This window comes from Bradyrhizobium sp. 164 (genome assembly GCF_023073715.1).
Classification (GTDB): domain Bacteria; phylum Pseudomonadota; class Alphaproteobacteria; order Rhizobiales; family Xanthobacteraceae; genus Bradyrhizobium.
In genome coordinates this window covers 144181-159784 of sequence record NZ_JADPKA010000097.1, presented here as the reverse complement: position 1 = coordinate 159784, position 15604 = coordinate 144181, and the positions used below count along the sequence as shown (strand labels likewise).

General features: G+C 63.5%; 12 protein-coding genes, 1 tRNA gene and 2 pseudogenes. 9 read left to right on the top strand and 6 right to left on the bottom strand.

Features of this window, described 5'->3' with window-relative positions; all coding sequences use genetic code 11:
- Positions 1-92 precede the first annotated feature (92 nt).
- On the bottom strand, positions 93-1871 hold the full coding sequence (locus IVB01_RS30595; RefSeq protein ID WP_247279200.1) for an acyl-CoA dehydrogenase: 1779 nt from the start codon (positions 1869-1871) through the stop codon (positions 93-95).
- A 274-nt stretch (positions 1872-2145) separates the two neighbouring features.
- Here IVB01_RS30595 and IVB01_RS30590 point away from each other — a divergent pair.
- Positions 2146-2220: transfer RNA gene (locus tag IVB01_RS30590), tRNA-Gln, on the top strand.
- A gap of 39 nt (positions 2221-2259) precedes the next feature.
- On the opposite strand, the gene IVB01_RS30585 is transcribed toward IVB01_RS30590, so the two are convergent.
- Positions 2260-3153, bottom strand: coding sequence for an SMP-30/gluconolactonase/LRE family protein (locus tag IVB01_RS30585; RefSeq protein ID WP_247279201.1), 894 nt, complete (start codon positions 3151-3153; stop codon positions 2260-2262).
- Between the two features lie 11 nt (positions 3154-3164).
- Complete coding sequence (locus IVB01_RS30580) at positions 3165-3833, bottom strand: GntR family transcriptional regulator (protein ID WP_247449665.1); 669 nt, start codon at positions 3831-3833, stop codon at positions 3165-3167.
- Positions 3834-3975: 142 nt separating this feature from the next.
- Between IVB01_RS30580 and IVB01_RS30575 the strand changes: the two genes are divergently transcribed.
- From IVB01_RS30575 to IVB01_RS30555, 5 genes are read left to right on the top strand one after another with little or no spacing between them, the layout of a single operon-like run.
- A complete protein-coding gene (locus IVB01_RS30575) occupies positions 3976-4992 on the top strand; it encodes a TRAP transporter substrate-binding protein (protein WP_247279203.1) in 1017 nt (338 codons plus the stop codon).
- A 20-nt stretch (positions 4993-5012) separates the two neighbouring features.
- Positions 5013-5528: a TRAP transporter small permease gene (locus IVB01_RS30570; protein WP_247279204.1), complete on the top strand. Its 516-nt coding sequence runs from the start codon at positions 5013-5015 to the stop codon at positions 5526-5528.
- Between the two features lie 34 nt (positions 5529-5562).
- A complete protein-coding gene (locus IVB01_RS30565; protein WP_247279205.1) occupies positions 5563-6843 on the top strand; it encodes a TRAP transporter large permease subunit in 1281 nt (426 codons plus the stop codon).
- Positions 6844-6870: 27 nt separating this feature from the next.
- Positions 6871-7365, top strand: a complete 495-nt coding sequence (locus IVB01_RS30560) for a type II 3-dehydroquinate dehydratase (protein WP_247279206.1) — start codon at positions 6871-6873, stop codon at positions 7363-7365.
- A gap of 15 nt (positions 7366-7380) precedes the next feature.
- Entirely contained in the window at positions 7381-8037 is a 657-nt protein-coding gene (locus IVB01_RS30555) for a hypothetical protein (RefSeq protein ID WP_247449668.1), read from the top strand.
- Positions 8038-8223: 186 nt separating this feature from the next.
- On the opposite strand, the gene IVB01_RS30550 is transcribed toward IVB01_RS30555, so the two are convergent.
- Entirely contained in the window at positions 8224-9111 is an 888-nt protein-coding gene (locus tag IVB01_RS30550) for a hypothetical protein (protein ID WP_247279208.1), read from the bottom strand.
- Positions 9112-9387: 276 nt separating this feature from the next.
- On the opposite strand from IVB01_RS30550, the gene groES reads away from it, so the two are divergent.
- The 3 genes from groES to IVB01_RS30535 all read left to right on the top strand — a co-directional run bounded on the left by groES (position 9388) and on the right by IVB01_RS30535 (position 11782).
- Positions 9388-9702 (top strand): co-chaperone GroES, encoded by a 315-nt coding sequence (gene groES, locus IVB01_RS30545; RefSeq protein ID WP_247279209.1) that lies wholly within the window; start codon positions 9388-9390, stop codon positions 9700-9702.
- Between the two features lie 36 nt (positions 9703-9738).
- Positions 9739-11358: a chaperonin GroEL gene (gene groL / locus IVB01_RS30540; protein ID WP_247279210.1), complete on the top strand. Its 1620-nt coding sequence runs from the start codon at positions 9739-9741 to the stop codon at positions 11356-11358.
- Positions 11359-11446: 88 nt separating this feature from the next.
- Positions 11447-11782 (top strand): hypothetical protein, encoded by a 336-nt coding sequence (locus IVB01_RS30535; RefSeq protein WP_247449674.1) that lies wholly within the window; start codon positions 11447-11449, stop codon positions 11780-11782.
- Between the two features lie 337 nt (positions 11783-12119).
- Here IVB01_RS30535 and rpoH read toward each other — a convergent pair.
- Together rpoH and ftsH are read right to left on the bottom strand one after the other, a co-directional pair.
- Positions 12120-13010, bottom strand: a pseudogene (gene rpoH, locus IVB01_RS30530) (RNA polymerase sigma factor RpoH).
- A gap of 719 nt (positions 13011-13729) precedes the next feature.
- Positions 13730-15570, bottom strand: a pseudogene (ftsH, locus tag IVB01_RS30525) (ATP-dependent zinc metalloprotease FtsH).
- Positions 15571-15604 lie beyond the last annotated feature (34 nt).

Genomic DNA, 15604 nt, shown 5'->3' with positions numbered 1-15604 from the left:
ACTCGCGAACTAAGGGAAGGTCCTCGTCAAAAACGCGGTGCCGTCCCGACGGAGGCCGGGACACATTGGTTGTGGGGCAGGCAGCCGCCGCCTTATCCCAGCAGCACCGCATCCGCCGCCGCAACCGATTCCGCGCTCTCCGTCACCGTGCGCTCGAGCGAAGGCGCCTGCACGGTGATGTTCTCGGCGAAGAAGCGGGCGAGCGAGACGTAGCGTGCGGCGTCCGTGATGCCGTCGGCCTTGGCGGCGAGCGCTTCGGAGGCCAGCATGCAGCCGCCGAGCGTGGCGCCGAACTGCTGCAAATAAGGCGTAGCTCCCGCGAGCGCCTCGTTCGGTGCGGAGGCAACCCGCTCCAAAAGCCATTTGCTGGTGCGCGTCAGCGCGTCCAGCGCCTCGCGCAGCTTGGTGGCCGTGGTGCCGAAGGCGGGATCGTTGGAAGCCTCGACCTGGCTGACGGTGGCCGAGAGCTCGTCGAGCAGCGCCCATACCGACGCGCCGCCATTGGCCGCGAGCTTGCGCGTGACGAGGTCGATCGCCTGGATGCCGTTGGTGCCTTCGTAGATCGCGGTGATGCGGGCATCGCGATAATGCTGCGCCGCGCCGGTCTCCTCGATGAAGCCCATGCCGCCATGGACCTGCACGCCGAGATAGGCGACCTCGTTGCCGATGTCGGTGGAATAACCCTTGGCGATCGGCGTCAGCAGCGCCGCGCGTGCGGCCGCATCGGCCCGCACCTTCGCGTCCTTGGCGCGGATGGAAACGTCGATCGCGACGGCGGTCGCATAGCAGATGGTGCGCGCCGCGGCGGTCTGCGCCCGCATCCGCATCAGCATGCGCTTGACGTCGGGATGGACGAAGATCGCATCCGCGCCGTCGCCCTTGCTGCCGACGGCGCGGCCCTGCTTGCGCTCCTGGGCGTAGGACAGCGCCTGCTGGTAGGCGCGATCGGCGACCCCGACGCCCTCCAGGCCGACGCCGAGGCGGGCCTGGTTCATCATCGTGAACATGCAGCGCATGCCCTGGTTCTCTTCGCCGATCAGGAAACCGACCGCCCCGCCGTGATCGCCCATGGTCATGGTGCAGGTCGGCGAAGCATGGATGCCGAGCTTGTGCTCGACGCCGCTCGCATAGATGTCGTTGCGCTGCCCCAGTGAGCCATCTTCGTTGACCATGAACTTCGGCACGAGGAACAGCGAGATCCCCTTGGTGCCGGCGGGCGCGTCAGGCAGGCGCGCCAGCACGAAATGCACGATGTTGTCGGTCATGTCGTGCTCGCCATAGGTGATGAAGATCTTCGTCCCTTTGATGCGATAGGTGCCGTCGGCCTGCCGCTCGGCGCGGGTGCGCAGCGCGCCGACGTCGGAGCCGGCCTGCGGCTCGGTGAGCTGCATCGTGCCGGTCCATACGCCGGAGACGAGCTTCTCAAGATAGATCTTTTTCAGCTCGTCGCTGCCATGTGCCTCCAGCGCCTCGATCGCGGAGGCCGTCAGCAGCGGGCAGAGCCCGAAGGCGACATTGGCTGCGCTCCAGATCTCGGTGCAGGCGGCGTTGATCGCGAGTGGCAGGCCCTGGCCGCCAAAGCCTTCCGGCCCCGAGACGGCGTTCCAGCCGCCCTCGGTCCAACGCTTGTAGGCATCCGGCCAGCCCGGCGCGGTCGTGACCTTGCCGTCGCTCAGCTTGATGCCGTGCTCGTCGCCGACGCGGTTGAGCGGCGCCAGCACGTCGGACGCGAACTTCCCCGCTTCCTCCAGCACGGCCGCGACAATGTCGGCGTCGAAATCGCCGTAATGGCCGGCCGCCACGGCGGCCTTGAGCCCCGCGCCGTGGTTGAGCGACAGCAGCATGTCAGAGATCGGCGCGCGGTAGGTCATGGCTCACTCCCGTGGACAAATATTGGTGCCGTATTCCCATGAAACGGGGGCGGTCTCAATGGCGGGAACGGATGGCGCTGGCCGGCGGGGGGGCCCGGCGGTTGTCGGGCCTCATAATAGAGTAGAGCGAGACGCGGATCCTTCGGCCGGTCTTCCCAGGCCGCGGTATTTTGCCCCTCCAGGCGGTTGAAATGCCGCCCCGCTCCCTATAGACCGGCTGCGACCCGAGGGAATCTGCGGTAGCCAGTTCTTCCGCCCGCCCCCGGTCGCCAGTTGGGGCGTAGCCAAGCGGTAAGGCAGCGGATTTTGATTCCGCCATTCGGAGGTTCGATCCCTCCCGCCCCAGCCAGAAGCTCCGCTTGATTCGATCCTGCCCCGCTGCGCTGAATCAACCAGCGGCGAACCGGTGTTCGGCAAGTCCCTGCGCGATGCCGTGAATGGCGAGCAGATGGCCGGCTTCGGACTCTCGGTCCAATTGCATGGGATCGAGGAATTTTCTTGCGGTGGTGACGAACATGGTCGTCAGGTCACGGCCGCCGAAGCAGACGCATGTCGGATTGGTCACGGGGAGGGGAATGATCGTGTCGATCCGGCCGTCCGGCCGATAGCGCACGATCCGGCCGCCGGAGAAGAACGCGGTCCAGACCCCGCCATCGACGTCGACGCAGGCGCCGTCCGGTCGCTCTTTCGAGGCGGTATAGTCTGCGAACAGTCTTCTGTTGCCGATCACGCCATCATCGAGGTCGAAGTCGAACTGCCAGGTGCAGTATCGCCGCGTATCGGTGAAGTAGAGCGTGCGATTGTCGGGCGAAAACGCAATTCCGTTGCTGACGATGACCTCCGCGAACATCGGCGTGGCTGTACTGCCGTCGACGCGATAAAGCGAGCCGTTCGGCCGGTGCAGATCATTGTCCATCGTCCCGATCCACAGGCGGCCCCGCGCATCGACCCGTCCGTCGTTGAGCCGATTGTCGCGCCCCGTCTCGATTTCGCAGAAGCGGCTCGATTCCCGGCTTGCAGCATCGTAGCGAAACAGCCCCAGATCCTGCGCGAGGATGTGTGAGCCGTCCGACACCAGCGCCTGGCTTCCGAGAAACCGGCAATCGTGGCGAGTTGTCCGGTGAGCGCCAGTCGACGGATCGAACGATTGATGAAGCCGGCGGTCGATATCGATCCACCACAGCTTGTTTAAGCGGCTGCACCACAAGGGCGTCTCGCCCAGCACGTCGCCTGCCGGCACTGCGGTTTGAACCTTGTCGGCAGCGATGATCCTCGCCGTCACCGCGCACTCCTTCAGCGCAGCGAGCTGTTGGCGAGCGCATCGGCAACGCAGTTGTTGACATGCGCGCAGAGCACCTTCTGCGCCGTCTCGGCGTCGCGCCTCAGCGCGCATTCGAGCAGTGCCCTGTGCTGCTCGGCCGGCTCGGCGCCACGATAGCGGAAAGCCACCATCTGGTAGCGGAAGTATTTGTCGAAGACGAGGCTATGCGTTTCCATCAGCAGGCGCGACCCGCAATTCGAGATCAGCGCCTGGTGAAACTCGCCATCATAGCGCTTCCATTGCTCCGGCTCGCCGATCCCCGAGTCCATCAGCCGCTCCGTCGAGGCGAGCTTGTGATGGGCCGAGACGACGCGCCCCTCCCATTCGACGTCGGCGCTGGCGAAAGAGACCGCCATGGCGTGCGACTCCAGCAGCAGCCGCAAGCCGGCGAGCTCGCGCAGATTATCGGCGGACACCCCGGCAACTTCGAAGCCGCGCTTGCCTTCTGCGGCCACGAAGCCTTCCGCCGCCAGCCGGCTCAGGATCTCGCGCAGCGTGCTGACGCTCACGCCATAGCTCTCGCGCAACGCTTCGAGCCTGAGCCGATGGGCTGGCTTGAGCCGTCCGAAAACGATGTCAGCTCGGATTCTGCGATAGCAGTCCTCGCCGATCGCCGATTCCTCTTTGTCAATCAAGGGCATCGTCTGGTCTCCCGTCGTAGTATATGATAATCTAAAATTCATATGATGAAAACGATTTCCTCCTTTGACTCCGATAATACCCTATGTTTATGCTCGCCAAAAGGCGCGGCCTCAGACCGCGGCGTGATCGAGGGAGGTGGGCATGCAGAGGAAAATGCTGGGCTGGGCCGTCATCGCGGTGGGGGCAGTTCTCGCCGTGCTACCTGCGGCTGCGCAGGTGCAGGAGCGGACGATCCGCTGGGGGCACCTCAACAACACCGACCACCCCGTCAGCCTCAGCGTGCAGAAATTTGCCGAGGTCCTGGCCGCCAAGAGCGGGGGCAAGCTGAAGATCCGCGAATTTGCCGCGTCCCAACTCGGAAACGAATTGCAGCAGCAATCGGCGGTCCGGGGCGGCACCCAGGAAATCTTCTCGGCGTCGACCACCTCGCTCGCCAGCGTCGTCAAGGATCTTGGCCTGTTCGATTTCCCCTTCAGCGTCGCCAACTTCGACCAGGCGACCGCGCTTGCCGATGGACCGTTCGGCAAGACGATGATGGACCTCCTGCCAGGGAAGGACCTGATCGCGCTCGGCTATTGGGGCCTGGGCTTCCGCAACGTCACCAACAGCAGAGGGCCGGTGGCGAAGCTCGAAGATCTCGCCGGCCTGAAGCTGCGTGTGATTCCGAACCCGGTCTATTTGGAGACCTTCAAGGCCTTCAAGGCCAACCCGGTGCCGATGGCGTTCGGCGAGCTCTACACCGCCCTCGAGAACAAGACGGTCGACGGCCAGGAAAATCCCTACAGCGTCATCCTGTCCAACAAATTCTACGAGGTGCAGAAATACGTCTCGGCGACCAACCACACCTTCACCCAGAACATCATCATCGTGAGCAAGAAGTTCTGGGACAAGCTGTCGCCCGAGGAGCAGAAGATGTTCCGCGACACCTACGCGGAGACGGTCCAGTATCAGCGCGAGCAGACCAAACTCGCCGCCGATCGGGCGCTCGGCGAGCTGAAGGCCAAGGGCATGCAGTTCAACGAGATCGCGCCGGCGGAATATGCGCGGATGCAGGAGGCGGTGAAGCCCGTCATCGAGAAGTTCTCCAGCGAATACGATCCCGACAAGGTGAAGCTCTTCAACGCCGAGCTCGCGCGCATTCGCAGCACCATCAAGTGACGGGACGGTAGATAAGGCGAATGGCAAAGATCCTCAACGCTTATTGCGACGTGTTGAAGGCGGCGGTCGCCGTTTGCCTTGCTGCGATGGTGGTGCTCGTGTTCAGCAACGTGGTGCTGCGCTACATCTTCAATTCGGGTATCGCGGTATCCGAGGAGCTGTCGCGCTGGCTCCTGGTCTGGCTGACCTTTCTCGGGGCCATCGTTGCACTGCGCCAGCACGCACATCTCGGCGTCGATACGCTCGTGCGTGCGCTGCCGCCGCGAGGCAGGATGCTCTGCTTCGTGGTCAGCTACCTCCTGATGCTCTATGCCGATTGGCTGCTGACGCTCGGAAGCTGGAAGCAAGCCGTTCTGACCTTCGGCGACACCGCGCCGGCGTCGGGTATCTCGGTCGGGCTTTTCTTCTACTCATCCGGGCTCGTCTTCGGCGTCTCGGCGGCCGCCATCCTCGCTTACGACCTCTTCCAGGTCGTCATCGGCGCGGCGAGCGGCGAGGACCTTATTGCTGTGAAGGAAAGCGACGGGCACAGCTGAGCTCCGCAAGCCCTGTTCTCGGCCGGATTGCACCATGACGATTGTCGTCTTCACAGTCTCGCTCCTCGGCGCCATGGCGCTGGGCATGCCGATCGCGTTTGCCCTGATCGTCTGCGGCATCGCCTTGATGCACTTCCTCGACATATTCGACTCCCAGATCGTCGCGCAGAACATCATCAACGGCGCTGACAGTTTCCCGCTGATGGCGGTACCGTTCTTCATGCTTGCCGGCGAAATCATGAACAAGGGCGGGCTTGCCAGGCGAATCGTGGACATCGCGTTCGCGGTCGTCGGCCACGTGCGGGGCGGGCTCGGCTATGTCGCGATCCTGGCATCCTGCGCGCTCGCCTCGCTGTCCGGATCGGCGGCGGCGGATGCTGCGGCGCTGGCCGCCCTGCTGGTCCCAATGATGGTCGCGGCAGGCCACAAGAAGATGTACGCGGCCGGGCTGGTCGCGGCGGGAGGGATCATCGCACCTGTCATCCCACCGAGCATCGGCTTCGTCTTGTTCGGTGTCGCCGGCGGCGTCTCGATCTCGAAGCTGTTTCTCGCCGGCATCGTGCCCGGGCTGCTGCTCGGCCTCGGCCTTTGTGTTGCGTGGTGGTGGGTCGCCCGTGACGAGAACATCGAAAGCCCGCCCCGCAAGTCCTTGCGTGAGATAGCGAAAGCGGTGACCGACGGATTTTGGGCGCTGATGCTGCCGGTCATCATCGTCGTCGGTCTGCGTTTCGGCATCTTCACGCCGACCGAAGCGGCAGTCGTGGTGGCCGTCTATGCGTTGTTCGTCGCCACCTGCATCTACCGGGAGCTGAAGCTCTCGCAACTCTACGAGGTGATGGTCTCGGCGGCGCTCAGCACAAGCATCGTGATGTTTCTGGTCGCCGCAGCGCTGGTCTCGTCCTGGCTCATCACGGTAGCCGAGATCGCGACCCAGGTCGTCGATCTCGTGCGCCCGTTCATGGGCAGCCCGACGCTCTTGATGCTCGCGATCATGATCCTCGTCGTCATCGTCGGCACCGCGCTCGATATGGCGCCGACTATCCTGATCCTGACGCCGATCCTCATGCCCATCGTCAAGCAGGCCGGGATCGATCCAGTCTATTTTGGCGTGCTGTTCATCATCAACAATGCGATCGGCCTGATAACGCCGCCAGTGGGCGTCGTGCTGAACGTCGTCTGCGGCGTCTCGCGGATCAGCATGGAGGACGTCATCAAGGGCGTCTGGCCCTTCCTGATCGCGCAACTCGCCGTGTTGCTTCTGATGGTGCTTTTCCCCCAATTGGTCACGGAGCCGGCAAAATGGTTCGGTGGCTAGTCACGTCCTGTCGAAAGGAGCGGCCCCATGGCCACGCGGATCATGATCCTGAACGGCCCCAATCTCAATTTCCTCGGCATCAGGGAGCCACACATCTATGGCTCAACGACCCTTGGCGAAATAGAGGCAAGCTGCCTGGAACTCGCCAAGCTTCTTGACGTCTCGCTGTCGTTTCATCAATCGAATATCGAAGGTGAGCTCGTCGGCCTGATCCAATCGGCTCGTGGCAACGCGGATGCGATCATCATGAACCCGGCGGCGTTCTCGTTCACTTCGATTGCTTTGATCGATGCCTTGAAGATCTTCGATGGCCCCACGATCGAAGTGCACATCTCCAACATTCACGCCCGCGATGAGCTGCACCGGCATTCGATCACGTCCAGCGCCTCGACGGCCGTGATCTGCGGGCTTGGTCCTTACGGCTATATCGCCGCCATTCTGGCGGCCGTTCAGCGGCTCGGACGATTGCCCGATGGCGTTCCGGCTGCATTGCACGGCTTGAAGCCGAGGAGCAAGGCGTAGAGCAGGGAGGAGCGGATGCGCGGTGCGGGATTTCTGGCAATCTGGAGCGATATCGCGTCTGAGGACCTGACAGACTATCGGCATTGGCTCACCCGCGAGCACACGATGGAACGTGTGACGACGCGGGGCTTTCTCGCCTGCCGTGTCTTCCGCGCGTTGCGCGCCGATATGAACCGCTTCTTCATCTTGTACGAGCTCGAAACGCCTGACGTCCTGGACGGCCCGGCCTATCTGGCGCGCCTCAATTCACCGACGCTCTGGTCGCAGCGCATCATGCCCCGGCTGGGCAATTTCGTTCGCGGCGGGGGCAATGTGACAGTTCGCGCCGGGCGCGGCGAGGGCGCCACCGCGATAGTGCTGCGGATCGACCGGCCTCTGGACGATCCGGCAGGGTTTGCCAATGCCATTGCCGGTTGCGACGGCGTGGTCGCCGTTCAGATCGGTGCGACGGATCAGGATCGCACGTCAGTTCCGACGGTCGAAAAAGGCATGCGGACGAGCGAAGGCCTGTTTGCCGGCCTGCTGATGGTCGAGGCTCTCGACGAGACGGCGCTCCAAGCCGCTTGGCACAAGGCCGCCGAACTGGCGCCTGATGTCGGTGGCCGCCTTGGGGATCCGGAAATTTACCAAGGCATTTTCGCCCTCGATGCGCGTATCGCGGATTTCAACTGATGCGGTCGAGCGGGCGTTCGCAACCCGACGGGCCTGACACCAGGATGGATAGCGATGACGCGCGCGTAGTGTCTCCTTCAGGAGAGTTGGCGATAGGCGCGCGCAGCGGCGTGATTGTGTCCTTGCGCGCAACGGTACGCCGCTGCGCAGGCTCTACGCCGTGGGCAATGATGCGGCAGGCTTAGCCTATCCCTCATACTGATCCGGCCCCATCGCCCAGGCCGCCTCGTCATGCCCGTACGCATAGTTCCGGTTGGTCAGCGCCGGGTTGCGATTGACCATCGGCCGCATGAACATCGGGTGGGTCGCGCTGCGCACCTCGTGCTCGACAGTGAAGAGGTGCTTGCCGCTATCGAGGTCGACGATGTCGCAAAACCGGTACTGGTATTGATTGTCCTCGCGGGAAATCAGGTCGCGCGCCAGGAGCTTGCGATAGGGGCCGGAGAAGTCGGTGATGTAGATCTGCACATGGTGGCCGTCATAGTCCGGCTGCGGCCGATCGGTCTCGCGGAACAACAGGTGCTGGTCGCGGCCCGTCTTCACCGCGGCCACCTTGCCGCCGCCGTTTCGCAAGTCGGCGGGCATGCCCATGACTTCAGGATAGAACGCGCAGATGCCGGTTGCCGATCCCGCCGGCACGTTGAACTCGACATAGGGAATCCCGAGCGCGATGCGCCCGAAGCGCGCGGCGTCGGGCTCGTAGCAGCGCAAGCGGTTGCCCCATGGACAAACCGCCTCGACATGGTCGTTGCGCTCGGCGAAGGTGAACGCGGTGCCATCGAGCTTTTTGGCGACCGAAGCCAGCCGCGCGAGCAGTGCCTCGCGGCCGGCGATGACCAGCCCGACATGGCCGCGCAGCACCTGCGGCCTGCCGCTCGGCAAATGAAACTGGCTCCGTCCGGCGTTGATCCACATATTGGTGTCGGACACCATCAGATAGGGATCGCGGGTCAGCCCGAGTCCTGCCACGTAGAACAGGGTGGCGAGGCGCTGATCGGGGACCTGGATGTTGACGTGCTCGAAATGGATCGCGTTGCCGAGATCTTCCTTGGAGCGATCGAATGGCTGCGGCATGGATGGGGGCACTGGCTGGGGCACGGAGTTCATATTAAAGCAAACTTCTCCGCCGGTCGAAATTGTTCGCGCAGGGGCATCATGTCCACCGCCAGCCTTGCTGGGATCGCCAGTCCCTGCAAGTCGCACCGCGCGAGCAGGGGCCGGCGTGTGAGGGGAAAATTTTCGCGCAGCCCCCTTGAACAAAGATCGACTTGTTCCTAGGTCGTTTGCCGCCCGGGGGCCGGTTCCGGACCCGGATTTTGGACATCGCTGAACCTAGCAAGGAGGATGTGCATGCATTTCCGCCCGTTGCACGACCGTGTGCTCGTGCGCCGAATCGATGCCGAGGAGAAGACCGCCGGCGGCATCATCATTCCCGACACCGCCAAGGAGAAGCCGCAGCAGGGCGAGATCATCGCCGCTGGGCCGGGGGCGCGTAACGAGCAAGGCCAGCTCGTGCCGCTCGACGTCAAGGTCGGTGACCGGGTGCTGTTCGGCAAGTGGTCGGGCACCGAGGTCAAGATCGACGGCGAGGAGCTCTTGATCATGAAGGAAAGCGATCTTCTCGGCGTGGTCGAGCAGGCCGGCACGCTGAAGAAGGCGGCGTAACACTGACAGTCATCGAACGGAAAGGAGTTTGCAAAAATGGCTGCCAAGGACGTGAAGTTCGCGACCGAGGCCCGCGAGCGCATGCTGCGGGGCGTCGACACACTGGCGAATGCGGTGAAGGTCACGCTCGGTCCAAAGGGACGCAACGTCGTCATCGAAAAATCGTTCGGCGCGCCGCGCATCACCAAGGATGGCGTCACCGTCGCCAAAGAGATCGAACTGGAGGACAAGTTCGAGAATATGGGCGCACAGATGGTGCGCGAGGTCGCGTCAAAGACCAATGATCTTGCCGGAGACGGCACCACGACGGCGACCGTGCTGGCGCAGGCCATCGTCAAGGAGGGTGCCAAGGCAGTCGCCGCCGGGATGAACCCGATGGATCTCAAGCGCGGCATCGACCTTGCCGTGGACGCCATCGTGACCGACCTCAAATCGCACGCCAAGAAGGTTACCTCGAACGACGAGATTGCCCAGGTCGGCACCATTTCCGCCAATGGCGATACCGAGATCGGGCGCTTCCTGGCCGAGGCCATGCAGAAGGTCGGCAATGAGGGCGTGATCACGGTCGAAGAAGCCAAGAGCCTCCACACCGAGCTCGAGGTGGTCGAGGGCACGCAGTTCGATCGCGGCTACGTCTCCCCCTACTTTGTCACCAATCCGGAGAAGATGCGGGTCGAGCTCGAAGACCCCTATGTGCTGATCCACGAGAAGAAGCTGTCGGGCCTGCAGACGATGCTGCCGCTGCTCGAACAGGTCGTGCAATCGGGCAAGCCGCTGCTGATCATCGCAGAGGAGGTCGAGGGCGAGGCGCTGGCGACATTGGTCGTCAACCGTCTGCGTGGCGGCCTGAAGGTTGCCGCCGTCAAGGCGCCGGGCTTCGGCGACCGCCGCAAGGCAATGCTGGAGGACATCGCGATCCTCACCGGCGGCACCGTGATCTCCGAAGATCTCGGCATCAAGCTCGAGAACGTCTCGGTGAAGATGCTGGGCCGCGCCAAGAAGGTCGTCATTGACAAGGAGAACACCACGATCGTCGACGGGGCCGGCGCCAAGAAGGACATCGAGGCGAGAAGCCAGCAGATCAGAACCCAGATCGAGGAAACCACCTCGGATTACGACCGCGAGAAGCTCCAGGAGCGGCTGGCCAAGCTCGCCGGTGGCGTCGCGGTGATCCGGGTCGGCGGCGCGACCGAGGTCGAGGTGAAGGAACGCAAGGACCGCGTCGACGACGCGCTGCATGCGACCCGGGCTGCGGTCGAGGAGGGCATCCTGCCTGGCGGCGGCGTGGCACTGCTGCGCTCCCTCAAGGCGCTCGAGGGCGTCAAGACCGCCAATGCCGACCAGAAGGCCGGCGTGGACATCGTGCGCCGCGCAATCCAGGTGCCGGCTCGACAGATCGTGCAGAATGCAGGCGAGGACGGCTCCGTCGTCGTCGGCAAGCTCCTCGAGAACCAGACCTACACTTGGGGCTTCAACGCGGCGAGCGGCGAGTACCAGGACATGGTGCAGGCCGGCGTGATCGATCCTGCCAAGGTGGTGCGCACGGCCTTGCAGGACGCGGCCTCGGTTGCTTCGCTGCTCATCACGACCGAAGCGCTGGTGGCCGACAAGCCGAAGAAGACGGAAGCGGCAAGCGCTCCCGCGATGGACTTCTGAGACGAGCGAGCCCGGCCCAGCGGCCGGGCTCGTTCTCCATGAGCTGTCACGATCAATTGCATCTGTTTTCGAACGATAGGAGGATGAGATGATCAAGGATCGTACGTTCTCCGCTCGCGCGGAGAACGCCCGAATAATGTTGCGGCACCTCGCCGCGTTGGCCGTTGGTGCCGGCCTTTCCCTCGTGCCCTTTGCGGCCTACGGCGCCGAAAGTCCCGGTTCTATCAGGAACGCGGCAGACAGTTTCGAACAGCTCGCGTTGCCGCCGATCCCATACCTGGACACGATGCCCTGGCAGAATTGGGAGCGGGCCAGTGCAACCATGAAGGTGGATACGTTGCTGTCGCCGGTCCTGGGGCCATCAGGTATCCGGCTCGATCTCGCGCCGTCGGATCGGGTCCGACCACAGCCTGCCATGAGCTGACAGCGGAGCGGCCGGCCGGCCGCTCCGGACGTAACGAGGCCGCGAACCGAAAGGAGGATGATCAGAGATGAGAGGCGTTATCGCTGCCATTGCCTTGTTGGGGATGGTCAATGCGCTTCAGGCCAAAGAGGCGGACTCTCCGCGCGCAGAGGCGCGGATTTCGGCCGAGCCCGCCCGGCAGCTCGCTACCAGTTCCGTTGCAACGTCTCGCAGCAATGCTGAAAAAGTGCGCCAGAATGGGCGCAGAAGCGCTGACTTTTCGGCCGAACGTATCGTCCCCGACATCTGCAGAGGATGCTGATCGGCCTTGGCCGATCAGCATCCGTTTCGCGCTCATCTAATGTATTGTCGCGAGGTTCGGATCGGCCAGGCCCGCGCAGACCTTCGCCTTGATCCGTTGCAACGCGCGCTGCTCGATTTGGCGGATTCGCTCGCGCGAGATGCCGAACTTGCCGGCGAGCGAGTCCAATGTCTTGTGCGGCTCGTCCAAATATCGTGCTTCGATGATGCTGCGCTCCCGTGGCGACAGCGCAGCAATGGCGTCCGTGAGGGCAGCTTTCTTTCGTTCACGATCGGCGGCTTCCAGCAGCAGACTTTCAGGATCGGGGGAGGGATCCACGAGACGATCCTGCCATTCATCGCCTTCTGTCTCGACGCTGAGCGGCACGTTGAGCGAGATGTCGCCGCGCAGCCTGCCATTCATCTCGACCACGTCATCCTCCTTCACCTCGAGACTATCGGCGATATATCTGAGCTGATCGGCGCGCAGATCGCCATCCTCGGCCACGCCAAGCCTGCGCTTCAGCTTGCGGAGATTGAAGAAAAGCTTCTTCTGCGCCGCGGTGGTGCCCAGCTTGACCAGCGACCATGATCTCAGGATGAATTCCTGCACTGATGCCCTGATCCACTAGGAGGCATAAGTCGCAAGCCGGAAGCCTTTCTCCGGATCGAACCGCTTGACGGCGAGCATCAGTCCGACGTTAGCCTCCGAGATGAGGTCGGCGATTGCCAGGCCGTAGCGGCGATGCTGGAGCGCAATCTTGGCCGCCAGCCGCAGGTGGCTCGTCACCAGCCGATAGGCCGCGTCACGATCGCCGCAATCGCGCAAGCGCCGGGCATATTCGGCTTCTTCCGACGGCTCGAGCAGCGGAAATCGATGGATCTCCTTCAGGTAGCGGGATAGCCCGCCTTCGGAATGGATCGCGGGAAGTGATGAGGCAACTAACATCGCGCACCCCCCTCACGAACATCGTTCGCGCCGATCGGGGGCGCGCTGCTGATCAATGTGGGAGTGGCGAAGAAGCGCCGAAAGCGGCACAGCTGGGAGCGCGGCGATTTTGGCGGGCCGCGCGGTCGTAGCGCAGGCAGGTTTCATGTCCAAATCCTCAATCGAGCAAGATGGTCAGAATCACCACCAGCCTCACTCGCTGAGCCCGAACTTGGCACCCAGACGCTCTCAGGCCGGTGGACGCATTTAGAATTTGAAAATCGGCGGAAGGTTCCGACTTGAATGTTGGATGCTGAAATTGGCAAGGAGAGGCCCGCCCCTTTCTCCGATGCAGACAGCCTCTTGAAACCTGAAGCCTTCGTTCCAATTTGGTCCACGCGCGCGGTGGAGTTCTTCGAATGCCATTCGCGTGCCCGGCAGGTTGGTCGGCCCCCTTCGCCTGGTGCGCATGTCTGGTTAGTGGGATGGATGATTATCGTGATCTTGTCAGCGCGGCTCTTGCGCTGTTCTGCGCCGGCGTGATCTTGGTGGCCGGCCACCTCTTGATCGAATGGCACGCCAGGCATGCCGAGCCCGGCATAGAGGTCGAGGCGCCGAAGAGCGGAGGCTCGCCTTCGCCGCTCCTCTCAAACGGCTCGCCGCCAAATAGGAAGATGATCGAACTCTCAACGGAGGTCAGGCGGAAGCGGCCTACTTAAAGCTGTCTTGCGTCATGAAGCTCAAATCGCACGCAGCCCCTCCTTGGGCATTTCGTGGATCAGCGCATCGATATCGCTCTGCTCCAGTGTCTCCCGTTCCAAAAGCTTCTTCGCGGCGCGGTCCAGGATCGGCCGCCGCGTGTTCAGGATGCCTGGGTGCGCTGGAAGACCTGATCGACAATGGCTTTCACCTCGCGGTCGACTGCGGCCGCAGTTTCTTCCGCATAGTCGCGCTCGCGAACCGGATAGGGACGGTCGGCGCCGGCAAGGAAGTTGCCGGGATCGCGTTCATAGGCGACGCTGCCCAGTCTCTCGGACATGCCGTAACGCGTCACCATGCTGCGGGCGATGTCGGTTACGCGCCGCAGATCGTCGGCCGCACCGGTGGACAGGTGTCCGAACACGATCAGCTCCGCGGCGCGGCCGCCGAGCAGCACCGCCATCTTGTTCTCCAGCTCCTCCTTGGTCATCAGGAAGCGGTCTTCGATCGGTCGCTGAATGGTGTAGCCGAGCGCGCCCACACCGCGCGGGATGATCGAGACCTTGTGCACGGGATCCGTGCCCGGCAGGGAGAGCGCGACGAGGGCGTGCCCCATCTCGTGGTAGGCGACGATCTCGCGCTCCTTGGCGTTGAGCAGGCGATTGCGCTTTTCGAGGCCCGCGACCATGCGCTCGACCGCATTGTTGAAGTCGCTCATGCTCACCGCGTCAGCCGCGCGGCGCGTCGCCAGCAGCGCGGCTTCATTGACGAGATTGGCGAGGTCCGCACCCGTGAAACCCGGGGTGAGCGCGGCAACGGCGTCCGCATCGACGCCTGCCGCCAGGCGCACTTTCTTCATGTGCACCTTGAGGATCTCTATGCGGCCCTTTTTGTCGGGCCGGTCGACCAGCACCTGCCGGTCGAAGCGTCCGGCGCGGAGCAAGGCGGGATCGAGGATTTCGGGCCGGTTGGTGGCGGCGAGGATGACGAGCCCGGAGCGCGAATCGAAGCCGTCGAGCTCGACGAGCAGCTGGTTGAGCGTTTGCTCCTTCTCATCGTGGCCGCCGGCGAAAGGGCCGATGCCACGGGCCCGGCCAAGCGCATCGAGCTCGTCGATGAAGATGATGGCCGGCGCCTTTTCATGCGCCTGCTGGAACAGGTCCCGCACGCGTGCGGCGCCGACGCCGACGAACATCTCGACGAACTCCGAACCCGAGATCGAGAAGAACGGCACTCTGGCCTCGCCGGCGACGGCCTTGGCCAGCAGGGTCTTGCCTGTGCCCGGCGGGCCGACCAGAAGCACGCCTTTCGGCATGCGGCCGCCGAGGCGGCCATAATCGGTCGGGTTCTTCAGGAAATCGACGACCTCGCGAAGCTCGTCCTTGGCTTCGTCGACCCCGGCGACGTCGGCAAAGGTGACGCCGGTATTGGACTCGACATAGACCTTGGCCTTGCTCTTGCCGATGGCCATCAATCCGCCGCCGATCCCGCCGCCTTCCGCCATGCGGCGGCCGATGTACCACCACAGGCCGAAGAACAGGAGCACGGGCATGACCCACGACAAAAGGTCGCGCAGGAACGTGCTCTCGATCTGCCCGGTGAAACGGACGTTGTATTTCTCCAGCTCCTGCGCAACGTCCTGGTCGACACGCGTGGTGACGAATTGCTTCTGGCCGCCCGGCAGCGGCTCCTTCAGCGTGCCCTGCAGGGTGCGGTCGGAGATGCCCACGCTATCGACTTTCCCCTGACGCAAGAGCTGCTGGTATTCGCTAAAGGGGATCACGGCTATCTGGTGGGCCGCGGAGATCAGGTGCTGGATCAAGAAGACCGCGAAGATTGCGGCGACAGCATACCCAAGATTGAAGCGGACATTCTTGTTCATGCGAAAGCCAGGTCCGATATCGTTGCGCAGCCGG